12 protein-coding genes are annotated in these 13,087 nt (G+C 62.0%); 6 read left to right on the plus strand and 6 right to left on the minus strand.

The annotated features are described in order from the left end of the window. Positions 1-61 precede the first annotated feature (61 nt). The 3 genes from ACY8D3_RS18735 (at position 62) to gshA (ending at position 4,564) form a co-directional block, all read left to right on the plus strand. On the plus strand, positions 62-2,386 hold the full coding sequence (locus tag ACY8D3_RS18735) for a Tex family protein (protein WP_462380328.1): 2,325 nt from the start codon (positions 62-64) through the stop codon (positions 2,384-2,386). 1 nt (position 2,387) lies between these two features. Continuing rightward, entirely contained in the window at positions 2,388-2,780 is a 393-nt protein-coding gene (locus tag ACY8D3_RS18740) for a PaaI family thioesterase (protein WP_462380329.1), read from the plus strand. Positions 2,781-2,980: 200 nt separating this feature from the next. Beyond that, a complete protein-coding gene (gene gshA / locus ACY8D3_RS18745; RefSeq protein WP_462380330.1) occupies positions 2,981-4,564 on the plus strand; it encodes a glutamate--cysteine ligase in 1,584 nt (527 codons plus the stop codon). 80 nt (positions 4,565-4,644) lie between these two features. Here gshA and ACY8D3_RS18750 read toward each other — a convergent pair whose 3' ends face one another. From ACY8D3_RS18750 to ACY8D3_RS18770, 5 genes are all read right to left on the minus strand, one after another. Beyond that, positions 4,645-4,803 carry a DUF3309 family protein gene (locus ACY8D3_RS18750; protein WP_462380331.1) on the minus strand — a complete coding sequence of 53 codons (159 nt, stop codon included), beginning with the start codon at positions 4,801-4,803 and terminating at the stop codon, positions 4,645-4,647. Between the two features lie 127 nt (positions 4,804-4,930). Next, a complete protein-coding gene (gene argA / locus ACY8D3_RS18755; protein ID WP_462380332.1) occupies positions 4,931-6,232 on the minus strand; it encodes an amino-acid N-acetyltransferase in 1,302 nt (433 codons plus the stop codon). Between the two features lie 127 nt (positions 6,233-6,359). Further along, a complete protein-coding gene (gene argE / locus ACY8D3_RS18760; RefSeq protein WP_462380333.1) occupies positions 6,360-7,499 on the minus strand; it encodes an acetylornithine deacetylase in 1,140 nt (379 codons plus the stop codon). A 110-nt stretch (positions 7,500-7,609) separates the two neighbouring features. Beyond that, positions 7,610-8,875 (minus strand): inorganic phosphate transporter, encoded by a 1,266-nt coding sequence (locus ACY8D3_RS18765; protein WP_462380335.1) that lies wholly within the window; start codon positions 8,873-8,875, stop codon positions 7,610-7,612. A 37-nt stretch (positions 8,876-8,912) separates the two neighbouring features. Further along, positions 8,913-9,590 (minus strand): TIGR00153 family protein, encoded by a 678-nt coding sequence (locus ACY8D3_RS18770; protein WP_462380336.1) that lies wholly within the window; start codon positions 9,588-9,590, stop codon positions 8,913-8,915. 248 nt (positions 9,591-9,838) lie between these two features. On the opposite strand from ACY8D3_RS18770, the gene ACY8D3_RS18775 reads away from it, so the two are divergent. Then, entirely contained in the window at positions 9,839-11,206 is a 1,368-nt protein-coding gene (locus ACY8D3_RS18775) for a CYTH domain-containing protein (RefSeq protein WP_462380337.1), read from the plus strand. Between the two features lie 22 nt (positions 11,207-11,228). Beyond that, positions 11,229-11,939 (plus strand): DUF502 domain-containing protein, encoded by a 711-nt coding sequence (locus ACY8D3_RS18780; protein ID WP_462380338.1) that lies wholly within the window; start codon positions 11,229-11,231, stop codon positions 11,937-11,939. Positions 11,940-11,999: 60 nt separating this feature from the next. On the opposite strand, the gene ACY8D3_RS18785 is transcribed toward ACY8D3_RS18780, so the two are convergent. Further along, complete coding sequence (locus tag ACY8D3_RS18785; protein ID WP_462380339.1) at positions 12,000-12,476, minus strand: Lrp/AsnC family transcriptional regulator; 477 nt, start codon at positions 12,474-12,476, stop codon at positions 12,000-12,002. 129 nt (positions 12,477-12,605) lie between these two features. Here ACY8D3_RS18785 and ACY8D3_RS18790 point away from each other — a divergent pair, with 129 nt between their 5' ends. Next, the gene (locus ACY8D3_RS18790; protein ID WP_462380340.1) at positions 12,606-12,953 is read left to right on the plus strand and encodes a hypothetical protein; all 348 of its coding nucleotides are present in this window, start codon (positions 12,606-12,608) and stop codon (positions 12,951-12,953) included. Positions 12,954-13,087: the final 134 nt, after the last annotated feature.

The following is a 13,087-nucleotide window of genomic DNA, read 5'->3' on the forward strand; positions in this document are numbered from 1 at the left end:
ACCACCCTGAACGGCTCAGAGGGCGCTTTTGCCCGCTTCGTTCCTCCAACCAGGTTTTTTCATGGACAGCATCAACACGCGCATCGCCGAAGAACTGGGTGTTCGCCCGCAACAGGTCGCCGCCGCCGTAGCCCTGCTCGATGAAGGCTCCACCGTACCCTTCATCGCTCGCTACCGGAAGGAAGTCACCGGCAGTCTCGACGACACGCAACTGCGTACCCTGGAAGAGCGCCTGCGCTACCTGCGCGAGTTGGATGAGCGTCGCGCCAGCATTCTGGCCAGCATCGAGGAACAGGGAAAGCTGACGCCGGAGCTGGCACGCGAGATCAACCTCGCCGACACCAAGACCCGCCTGGAAGACCTCTATCTGCCCTACAAGCAGAAGCGCCGCACCAAGGGTCAGATCGCTCTCGAAGCCGGGCTCGGTGAGCTGGCCGACGCGTTGTTCGCAGATGCCGCCCTGGTACCCGAGCAGGAAGCCGAGCGCTTCGTCGATGCCGAGAAGGGTTTTGCCGATATCAAGGCCGTGCTCGAAGGCGCCAAGTACATCCTGATGGAACGCTTTGCCGAAGATGCCGACCTGCTCGCGCAGCTGCGGGGTTTCCTCAAGGACAATGCCACCCTGGCGGCCCGCGTAACCGCTGGCAAGGAAGCCGAAGGTGCGAAGTTCAGCGATTATTTCGAGCATGACGAGCCGCTCAAGAACGTGCCGTCGCATCGCGCGCTCGCCATCTTCCGCGGTCGTAACGAAGGCATTCTGAGCGTAGCGCTCAAGGTCGGCGAAGAAGCGCCCGGCACCATGCACCCGTGCGAAGTCATGATTGGCGAACGCTTCGGCATCGCCAACCGGGGCCGCGCCGCAGACAAATGGCTTTCCGAAGTCGTCCGCTGGACCTGGAAGGTCAAGCTTTACACCGCGCTGGAAACCGACCTGCTCGGCGAAGTACGCGATAGCGCCGAAGATGAAGCGATCAGCGTGTTCGCTCGTAACCTGCATGACCTGCTGCTCGCCGCGCCCGCCGGACCACGCGCCACATTGGCGCTCGACCCTGGCCTGCGTACCGGCTGCAAGGTTGCGGTCGTCGATACCACTGGCAAGCTCCTGGATACCGCGACGGTGTACCCCCACGCACCCCGCAACGACTGGAACGGCACCCTCGCCGTGCTGGCCAAGCTCTGCGCTAAGCACGGCGTCGACCTCATCGCCATCGGCAATGGCACCGCCAGCCGTGAGACCGACAAGCTCGCAGCGGACCTCATCAAACAGGTGCCCGGTCTCAAGCTCACCAAAATCATGGTCAGCGAAGCTGGCGCATCGGTGTACTCGGCGTCGGAGCTGGCTGCCAGGGAATTCCCGGACCTCGACGTGTCGCTGCGCGGCGCCGTCTCCATTGCACGCCGCCTGCAGGACCCATTGGCCGAGCTGGTGAAGATCGACCCGAAGTCGATTGGCGTCGGCCAGTACCAGCACGACGTTTCTCAGTTGAAACTGGCTCGCTCGCTCGATGCCGTGGTGGAAGACTGCGTGAACGCCGTCGGCGTCGACGTGAATACGGCTTCTGCCGCGCTTCTGGCGCGCATCTCAGGCCTGAATGCCACGCTGGCGCAGAACATCGTGCAGTTCCGGGATGCCAATGGCGCCTTCACCAGCCGCGCAGCGCTCAAGAAAGTGCCTCGCCTGGGTGACAAGACGTTCGAACAGGCAGCCGGCTTCCTGCGCGTCATGAACGGTGACAACCCGCTGGATGCCTCGGCGGTTCACCCGGAAACCTACCCGCTCGTACAGCGCATCGCGACCGACACCGGACGCGACATCCGCTCGCTGATCGGTGACACGGCCTTCCTCAAGCGGCTCGATCCCAAGCAGTTCACCGACGAAACCTTCGGCCTGCCCACCGTGACCGACATTCTCGGCGAACTCGACAAGCCTGGCCGCGACCCGCGCCCCGAGTTCAAGACGGCCGAGTTCCAGGATGGCGTCGAAACGCTCAAGGACCTCAAACCCGGCATGACGCTCGAGGGCGTCGTGACTAACGTCACTAACTTCGGTGCGTTTGTCGATATCGGTGTCCACCAGGACGGCCTGGTGCACATCAGCGCGCTTTCAGAGAAGTTCGTGAAGGATCCGCGCGAAGTCGTGAAAGCCGGTGACATCGTCAAGGTGAAGGTCATGGAAGTGGATATTCCACGCAATCGCGTTGGTCTGACCATGCGCATGAGCGACACCCCTGGTGCGTCGCCGTCCGGCGACAAGGCAGAGCGAACCAAAGGCGGCCGTCAGGGCCAGGCCCCGCGCAGCGAACGCCATTCCCGTCAGGACAAGCCCGCACCCGCCAACGGCGGCATGGCGGCTCTGTTCGCGAACGCCAAGCAGCTGAGGAAGTGACATGAGCCTGCAAAAGGAATCCATCGGTGCCAGCAGTGCCTTCGGGCGCTTGCTGGGCCTGAAGATCGTGCGCGCGGAAAACGGCGAAGCCGAGATCCACATGAGCATGAAGGACGAACTGACCAACCTGCACGGCAAGCTCCACGGTGGCGCCCTCTTCTCGCTCATCGACACTACTCTTGGGCAGGCCAGTCACAGCCTGACCGATGGCACACCCAGTAGCGTCACGCTCGAGTGCAAGGTCAATTACATTCGCCCGGTGACTGAAGGCGATCTGACCTGCATTGCCAAGGTCCTGCATGCCGGGCGCAAGACCCAGGTGCTCGAAGCGCGGGTCGAGCAGAACGGCAAGCTCGTCGCCCTCGCACAGTCCACCTTTGCCGTGGTCAGTTGACCCACTGAACGCCCGGGCCTGGCCGCTTGTCGGTGACACGACGGAGGCCCGAGCGAAACGCCTCATTTCGATATTGCGCGCGCGCCCCAGTGGCGAGCATGCTGTGCAGTCCGTGCGGACACCGTGTTCCGTGCAACCGACTTGTAGTGTGGCGGATCGGCCCCCATCTTGTGGGGCCCGCTGCGGAAGGAATACACATCTTGAACGAGCTTCTTTCTCGTCGCCTGGCACTGCTAGGCACGCCTGCCAACCTGCCACTGCTCGTCCAAGGCCAGCATGGAATCGAACGTGAGACGCTACGCGTCAATCCCAACGGCACGCTGGCGCTGACCGCACACCCTGCCGCGCTGGGCTCAACGCTGACCCATGACCGCATCACGACGGACTATGCCGAAGCGCTGCTGGAATTCATTACGCCCACAAGCCACCTACCTGCACAAACGCTGGAGCAGCTGGAGCAGATTCACCGGTTCGTCTACAGCAAGCTCGACGGCGAGCTGCTGTGGAGCCCGTCCATGCCGTGCCCGCTGCCGGAAGAAGCCGACATCCCGATCGCTTATTACGGCGAATCGCTAATTGGTCGCCTTAAGCACGTTTACCGCAAGGGCCTCGCGCTGCGCTACGGCAAGACGATGCAGTGCATTGCCGGCATCCACTACAACTTCTCCCTGTCCGAGGACATCTGGGCATTGCTGCGTGATGAAGAAGGCAGCGAAGCCGATGCCCAGACGTTCCAGTCCGAACGCTACATTGCGTTGATCCGCAATTTCCGTCGCTACAGCTGGCTGCTGATGTACCTCTTTGGCGCATCGCCTGCGCTGGACAAGAATTTCCTGCGCGGTAACCCACACAGCCTTGAAACCTTCGACGCCGACACACTGTACCTGCCCTACGCGACCAGCTTGCGCATGAGCGATCTCGGCTACCAGAGCAATGCGCAGAAGGGCCTGACGCCGTGCTACAACAATCTGGAAAGCTACCTGTCCAGTCTGCGAAAGGCCGTGTCGACGCCCTACGCGCCCTATGTCGAGGCCGGAACCAAGCAGAACGGTGAGTGGGTCCAGCTCAACACGAACATCATCCAGATCGAGAACGAGTACTACTCAAGCATCCGACCCAAACGCGTCGCGCGCAGCGGCGAGCGGCCGATCCAGGCGTTGCGGACCCGCGGTATCCAGTACATCGAAGTTCGCTGCATCGACATCGACCCATTCCTGCCGACCGGCATCGACCTCGACGCCGCGCGTTTCCTCGACAGCTTCCTGCTGTTCTGCGCGTTGAACGACAGTCCACTACTCGAAGATGGTGATTGCGCGGCGTGCTCCGACAACTTCCTTTCGGTCGTCGAGCAAGGCCGCAAACCCGGCCTGACGCTCCGGCGCCGCGGCGAGACCATCGGCCTCAAACAATGGGCCGACGAGCTACTCGACGCGATCACACCTGTGGCGCAGATGCTCGACCGTGCCGAAGGGGGTGATGGCCATGCGACCGCTCTGGCTGCGCAGCGCGCGAAGGTCGACGATCCGGAACTGACGCCGTCCGCCCGCGTGTTGCGCGAAATGCGCCAGCATGGCGAGACGTTCACGCAATTTTCCCTGCGTCAGAGCGAGGCGCATGCGGCGTACTTCCGCAGCAACCCCCTCGATGCGGAACAGCAGCGTCGGTTCGAAGTGATGGCACAGGAATCGATCGAGCAGCAGGCCGAGACGGAGCGCCAGGACGAAGGCGACTTCGATACCTTCGTGGCGGCCTACCAGGCGAGCATCCTGTCGGTGGCGAACTGACGCGAGGGTGCCGTACCGCCTGCCTGTCAGATAGAAAAACAGCCGCTAATGCGGCTGTTTTTCGTAGAGCCCGAACCGCGCTATATGCGCCCCAGCAAGACCAGGATCAGCACGATGATGAGAATGGTCCCGACGATGCCGGACGGGCCATAGCCCCAGCTCCGGGAATGCGGAAAGACCGGCAGGCCACCGATCAGAATGATCAGCAACACGATCAGCAGAATCGTACCTAAGCCCATGATTGCTACCTTCCCTATGCTCTGAACTCCCGTCACGCCTGTCGTAACGGGATGTTACTCATTGGAGAGCAACCGAAGCGCCAAGGTTCGATGCCGCAGGTCGGCAGATGAGTGGCTCCGCCGCTCGCTAGAGCCCTTTCTCGAATATCTTGGAGTTGCGCTGGAAGTTGTACAGCGACGCCCTTGCAGCGGGCAGGCGCTCGACACCACTCGGCTCGAAGCCGCGCTCACGGAACCAGTGCGCAGTGCGGGTGGTGAGTACGAAGAGCGTTCGGAGGCCTTTGGCGCGAGCACGGGCTTCGATACGCTCGAGCAGCTCATCGCCCCGGCCGCCGTGGCGATATTCCGGGTTGACAGCCAGGCACGCCAGCTCGCCCGCATCGGAATCTGCAATGGGATACAGCGCCGCACAGGCGATGATCAAGCCATCACGCTCGACAATGGTGAACTGTTCGATTTCGCGCTCAAGCACCTCCCGGGAACGACGCACCAGAATGCCCTGCTCTTCGAGCGGTGTGATGAGATCGATCAGGCCACCGACGTCCTGGATGGTTGCTTCGCGGATCTGCTCGAATTGCTCCTGATCCACCAGCGTGCCGCCACCGTCGCGGGTGAACAGCTCGGTCAGCAGCGAACCGTTGATCGCATAGCTCACTACATGGCTGCGCTTCACACCGGCCCTGCAGGCCTGGCCCGCCGCGTCGAGCAATTCGCCCTGATAATTGCCGGCGCCCAGGCGCTGTACGTGGGCAGGCACCTGTTGCGGGCTCAGCTCGCGAATCAGGTTCCCTGCCTCATCCATCAGCCCCGGCTCGGCGCCGAACAGGATGAGCTTGTCCGCACCCAGGTCGACGGCCGCGCGCATGGCGACGTCCTCACAGGCCAAATTGAACACCTCGCCCGTAGGCGAATAGCCCAGCGGCGAAAGCAGCACGATATTGCGCTCGTCGAGCTGCCGGCCGATGCCCTTGCGGTCGAGGCGGCGGACTTCGCCGGTGTGGTGGAAATCCACACCGTCCACCACGCCAATCGGCCGCGCCGTCACATAGTTGCCGGTGGTAACGCGTAGACGGGCGCCCTGCATGGGCGAGGCAGCCATGTCCATGGACAACCGCGCTTCGATGGCGATACGCAGGGTGCCCACCGCGTCGATCACGCATTCCAGCGTCGGTGTGTCGGTAATGCGCAGGTCGCGGTAGTAACGGGGTTCAATTCCGCGAGCCGCCAGGCGCTCCCCAATCTGCGGGCGTGAGCCATGAACGAGTACCAGCCGCACGCCAAGACTGTGCAGGAGCACGAGGTCGTGAACGATATTGCCGAAGTTGGGATGGACGACGCCCTCTCCAGGCAGCATGACGACGAATGTCCGGTCACGGTGCGAGTTGATGTAGGGCGTGGAATGACGGAGCCAATTGACGTATTCGAGCATGGACGCGTTCTGTTCAGGTCAGGTTCTCCCCCGCCGGTGCGGGAGGCATGGGCCGTAGCCCTACCGCTCAGGCAAGCGGGCCAGGTGATCATCATCGTCGCAGCACGGAACGCGGACTCCTCGGACGTTAGAGGCAGTAATGCCGGATCAGGTCGCGCAGGACGCGAACCATCGGGTCGATCCGCGCCAACTCCAGGTATTCCCCGGGTTGATGCGCGCAGTCTATATCGCCTGGGCCAAGCACGAGCGTCTCGCACCCAAGGGACTGAAAATACGGCGCTTCCGTGGCAAATGCCACCGCTTGTGCGTCATGCCCGGTCAGACGTTCCGCAATACGGACGAGTTCGGCACGTGCATCCTGCTCGAATGACGAAACGGCGGGAAACAGCGGCGCGAAGTCGATAGCGACGTGATGCTGCTCGGCGATAGGCTGCAAACGCTCGCGGATTGCGGCCCGGAGCGCCTCGGTCGCCATGCCGGGCAGCGGCCGCAGATCGAACTCCAGCGAGCATTGCCCGCAGATTCGGTTCGGATTGTCGCCACCATGTATGCAGCCCAGGTTCAACGTCGGATGCGGGACATGGAACAGCGGGTTGCGATAGGCCGTTTGCCATTCGCGACGCAGGCCCATGAGTGCGCCCATCACGTCGTGCATGGCTTCCATTGCCGAGTGGCCAAGGGTCGGATCGGATGAATGCCCGCTCTGCCCAAGGATATCGATCCGCTCCATCATGATGCCCTTGTGCAGGCGGATCGGACGCAAGGCCGTGGGCTCGCCTATGACGGCGGCACGCGCCCGCGGCCTGCCCGCCTCTGCCAACGCTCGGGCACCGGACATCGAGCTTTCCTCATCGCAGGTCGCGAGGATGATCAGCGGCTGCTTGAACGGCTGATCGAGAAGCGTCTTCGCCGCCTCGATAGCGAGCGCGAAGAAACCCTTCATGTCGCACACGCCCAACCCGACCCAACGGTCGCCCTCTTCGCTCAGGCGCAGCGGGTCAGTCTTCCACAGCTCAGCATCGAACGGCACGGTATCGGTGTGCCCGGCGAGGATCAGCCCGCCCGGCCCCGTCCCGCGGGTCGCGACAAGATTGTACTTGCCAGGCAATACCGTCTGGATATCGCAGGCGAAGCCCAAGTCACCCAGCCATGTCGCAAGGAGCTCAACGACTGCCAGGTTGCTCTGATCCCACTCCGGCTGCGTACAGCTCACGGAAGGCGCAGCGATGAGCTCGGCAAATTGCGTTTTCAGCGAGGGAATCGGCATGGCGGCTCTCCGTTCGGCCTTCCATCATGAAAGTCCAAACCGAAGCGTGCAACCGCTCAAAGACGGAACGAGCGCCCGGCGTGCCGCATGAGCGGCGCCGGGCCAACACCTCAAAGGAAAATGAAGCTGAAGATCTCGAGATAAATGATCGCCAGGACCGCACCCACGGGCAGGGTAATGACCCAGGATGTGAAGATGCGGCCAACCACCGACAGGTTGAGAGCGCCAATACCACGCGCGATACCGATACCCAATACGGCGCCCACCAGGGTATGTGTCGTCGAAACCGGCAAGCCGACGCCCGATGCCGCCACGACGGTACCTGCCGTTGCCAACTCGGCAGCGAAACCGCGGCTCGGCGTCAGCTCGGTGATGCCCTTGCCGATCGTGGCGATCACTCGCCATCCGTAGGTCGCCAGACCAATCACGATGCCAACGGCGCCCAGTAGCAGGACCCAGCCTGGAACGGCCGAACGTCCACCCAGCACCATGTCGCCACCGGCTTCGATCACGCCGACAACCGCAGCCAACGGACCGACTGCGTTCGAAACGTCACTCGCCCCGTGCGCGAAGGCCATGGAACATGCCGTGAAGATCATCAGCACCGCGAAGACACGCTCCACGCTCGCGTAATGGAACGTACGATCCGCGTCGGCATCGGCCTTGATCCGGCGCAACAGCAGCATGCCGATGCCCGCCACGACCAGGCCAACGAGCACGGCGAGCGCAACGCCCTGGGACGTCGTAAAGGACAATCCGACATGCTTCAGACCCTTGGTGAACGTCATCAGCGCCAGCATGAAGCCGGTCAGGAACATGTACACGGGCACCCAGCGCTTGGCATTGCGGAAGGGTTCATCCGTATCGATGATCAACCACTGCACGCTGCGGAAGATGAAGAACGCGATCACACCAGAAATGAACGGCGTCACGACCCAGCTCGACACGATCGGCACGAGGCCACCCCAATTGACGGCATCGAGCGAGATACCGACCGAGGCAAAGCCGATAATGGCGCCGACGATGGAATGGGTGGTCGAAACGGGCCAGCCGCGTATCGATGCGATCATCAGCCACGTTCCCGCCGCCAATAACGCGGACATCATGCCCAGTACGAACAGGTCCGGCGGGATCACATTGGCATCGACGATGCCGTTCTTGATGGTCTCGGTGACCTCTCCCCCGGCCAGATAGGCACCGCAGAACTCGAACACCATCGCAACGAGGATGGCTTGTTTGATGGTGAGCGCTTTGGAGCCTACCGACGTACCCATGGCGTTGGCGACGTCGTTCGCGCCGACCCCCCAGGCCATGAAAAAACCGAACAGGCAGGCCATCACCAGGAGTACGAAGCCGTAATCCACGATCCAAGACATAAAAGGGAATTTCCGTTTGGCAGTAAGACAGCTGGCGTCAGCGCGCCAGCAATTGTTCCAGGCGGTTGCCCACCCGCTGAGCGCGGTCGGCAACGTCACCGACCCAGTCGATGATCCGGTAGAGGAACATCACATCGACCGGAGGGAGTTCCTTTTCCAGCTTGAACAGGGCGCGGCGTACCTCGACCTGCAGCCGATCGGTCTCGTCCTCGAGGTCATCCAGTTCAAGAATCATATTTTCGACGAGTGTTGCCTCGCGTCCGGCGAAACCGGCCTCGAGCAACGCATCGAGTTCCCGCATGGCCTTGAGCGCCTGCGCACTGGCGTCGACGGAGCGCTGCACGTAGATCCGCATCTGCGGCTGCAACCCCTCCGGCACCGTCATGCAGCGCCCAAGCATGAGACCGGCGATATCCTTGGCACGGTTGGCAATCTTGTCCTGTACACTCAGCAGTTCGAGCAGATCCGACCGGGGCACGGGCAAGAACAGGCTTTTCGGCAGGTGCTGGCGGACGTCTTTCTTGAGCTTGTCGGCCTCGCGTTCCAGTGACGACATTTCGCGCTGGATCTGCTCGACACGCGCCCAGTCCTCCACCATGACGGCCTCGAAGAACGGAACCAGACACGCGGCACATTCGTGTGACTTCGCGATGTGCTGCTGCATCGGACCGATGGGTGAACGGCCGAACAGGCTGACGAAGGGGTTGGTAGGCATGAAAATCCCTGCAAACGATTCAAGCCGAAATTATAGAGCCCGTTATACGCGGCGCCACAAGGGCGCCTTCACGCAGTAGACGAGTGATCACGGAGGGCGAGGTGCAAACCGTGTCCCGCGGCGGCGATCGGCGCCATGTTAACGCGCCGAAAGCAAACACATTCTGTATGAAATTTGCGTCACCGTAGTCATTGGCCCTGGCACTTTACTCCGCCTAGGCTGCAACCAATTCAGGCTTCACCGCATTCATGAACAAAGAAACCGAGATCAAACTGCGCGCAAGCCGCGAAACGCTGGCGGCGCTACGCGACCATCCTCTGCTGAAGAAACGCAACAAGAGCGGCTGGCAGCGGCACGAGCTTTTCAACCAGTATTTCGACACTGCCGACCGTGACCTTGCCCGTGCACGCGTGGCGCTGCGGATCCGCCGCGACGGCGAGCAGTTCATCCAGACGCTGAAGAGCCGTGGCCAGAGCGTCGCTGGCCTGTCCGAACGCAACGAGTGGGACTGGTATCTCGACAAGCCCAAGCTCGACGCGAAAAAGCTTACTGACGAGTGTTGGCCGGCCGCGCTGGCCGATCTCGACAAGAAGCACCTCAAGCCCCTGTTCACCACGGATTTCGTGCGTGAGAAAGCCGAGATCGCCTGGGGGCGTGGCAAGGCCAAGGTCGTTATCGAAGCGGCACTGGATCTGGGCAAGGTCGTGGCCGGCAAGCAGGAGGAAGAAATCTGCGAACTCGAGCTCGAACTTCGCGAAGGTGAGCCTGGCGCCCTGCTGGAGCTCGCAGTCGAGCTGGCTCGCGACCTTCCGCTGATGCCGTGCGACATCAGCAAGGCCGAGCGCGGTTACCGGCTCTTCGACGCGAGCAGTTACTCGGTCCAGCTGCCGCTTCCAGTCTTTCAACCGGACACGACGGTCGATGCCGCCTTCACCGCCCTCGCCTGGCATCTGCTGGGTACGAGCCAGCGCCTTGCCGAGCAATATCGCTTCAGCGGCCACTGGAAACTGCTGGAAGACTGGCTGCGCCAGCTAACAGATCTGCGCGCCCTTCTGAGCAGCGCAGGTCAGGCCGTCCCCCGTACGAGCAGTCACGAGCTGCGCGAGCGTCTCGATACCCTGCTCGATCGCTGGCGGCCCGTTATCACCAGTGGCGCGACCGATGAAACCGTACGCCGTGAGGCCCCTGCCCGTTTTGCCGAAACCCTGTCCGACCCAGCCTGGGGCTGCCTGTCGCTAATGCTGTCCCACTGGCTCTTCGTGCAGAGCTGGACGCACGGCCGCAATGCCCGCGGCACCAAGCAGGGGCAGGCGCCGCTGGTACCCTGGCTACACCGTCAGCTGGGCGAGGAAATCGCTGCGCTTCCGCTGGAGCGCTACGCCCAGCAGCACCCGGAGGACCTGTCCGAACAATTGCCACGGATCCAGCGTCTACTGGTATGGCTGAGGCTGGCGCGCGGCGTGCTCAACGTGCCCGAAGCCGATCGGCTTTACGGCGAGCTCGACAAGCTGGCAGAACTCTCAAGCGCGCCCCTCGGCGAAGCGGTGCTGGAGGCGCGACGGGAACAAGCGCTGCAGGTGCAATCACTCAGGGCCTGGAAGGCGCTGAAACTCTAAGGTTCAAGGAGTCGTCACCACGATGTTCTTCAGACGCAGTATCCAATCCATCGTCGGCACATGGCTGACGGGGCTGATCGCCCTGCTCCCACTCGTGCTGACGCTGGCGTTGCTTGCCTGGATCGTCAGCCTGCTGAACAACCTCGTGGGCCCCGCGACGCTCTTTGGCCGGCTGCTGGCGGCCATGGGTCAGCCCATCGCCAGCAACCCGTACCTTGCTTACTTCATCGGTACCCTGCTGCTGCTCGCTAGCCTGTATCCGCTGGGCCTTGCGGTTCAACTCGGCTTGCGCCGGCCGCTGTCGTGGCTGCTGCATGTCACGCTGCGTCGTGTCCCGCTGATCGGCAACTTCTACAACCTTGCCGACCGCTTCGTTGGCCTGCTCGATCGTAACAAGGACGCCGACATTACCAGCATGAGCCCGGTATGGTGTTTCTTTGGTGGTGACGGTGCTGCGGTGCTAGCGCTGATGCCGAGCGGCCAGCCAGTGGATCTGGAAGGTCGGCCGCATGTGGCCATTCTGGTGCCGACCGCACCCATACCTGTCGGTGGCGGGCTTATCTACGTGCCTACCGATTGGATTCGGCCTGCGAACATGGGGGTCGATATGCTGACCAGTATCTACGTCTCCATGGGGCTCACGCCGCCTCCACCCCTGCTCAAGCCAGAGCCTCTGCCGCCTCCCGAGGAAGCAGCCGCACCGGACCCCGGCAATCCCCGCCCTTCGCATTAAAAGGACTGTCCCGGTTGGCACGCTACGGGTGACGACCCTGCTGGCCTTTCGTACGGGCCGTCACCTGCCCCCGGGCAGCGGTAATACCGTGGTGGACTTTATCTCCGAGAGCGCGACGATCGAATTCACTTCCTGAATGCCCGGCACCATCGACAGCCGTTCGAAGAAGAAGCGCTCATACGCTTCGATATCGTGGGTGACGATACGCAGCAAAAAGTCGACCGAGCCCATCAATACGTAGCATTCCAATACTTCGGGGAAGTCGCGAATCTTCTCGGCGAATTCCGTCAGATTCGACCGCCCATGCGCATCGAGCTTTACCTGCGCAAAGATCTGGGCATTCAGCCCGATCTTCTTGCGATCCAGCAGGGTCACCTGCCCCTTGATGATGCCTTCATCCTTCAACCGCTGGATCCGTCGCCAGCACGGCGATTGCGACAATCCAACCTTCTCGGCGATTTCCGCGGTAGAAATATCGGCCCGCTCCTGAAGGAGCGCAAGAATACGGCGATCGTAGTCGTCGAGCACCAAGGGCATATTTTTGTCTCTAATCAGTATATTTTGGATAGCTTATCTCGAGAATGGACAAAGAACAGTCGAAATAGGCACTTTTTTCCCGCTTCGACCTGAGAAACTGTGTCCTTCGTCAGTCCAGGTCTACCTGCCATGTCCCAGGCTCAACGCGCTTTCGTATTTCAATCTCTGACCAATGAAGTCGGCCCCAGCCCCGCAGGAGCCGCTCCGCTGCGTCGCGACGTTTGGATTGAGCCCGATACCGCGCGAGCGATTTTTCATGTCGAAGCGGATGCGGAGTCTGAAAGCCTGGCGCGCATTCTCAATCTCTTCTCGCTGCAACTTCTGCTACCGGATGCCTTCTTGGCACGGCGGGAGGCGGATAGGCTGTATGTCCACATCGAACAGGCAGCTATCAGCGGCCACCGTGCTGAAGTGATCGGGCAGAAGCTGCGGTCTCTCTTCTGCGTCTTAGCCGTCGATTTAATAGTCATTTGCTGAAAGATCCCCTGACGTTGACGCCGCTGCTTTGTAACGGAGTTACCGTAGGGCCATCGGCGGCTTCACCCAGCCAACCTTTTCGTGACCAGCGCAGCCATCAAGGGCGCGCGCATGCAAGGGCCGCGGATTTGCGG

The organism is Pseudomonas sp. Marseille-QA0892 (genome assembly GCF_054950135.1).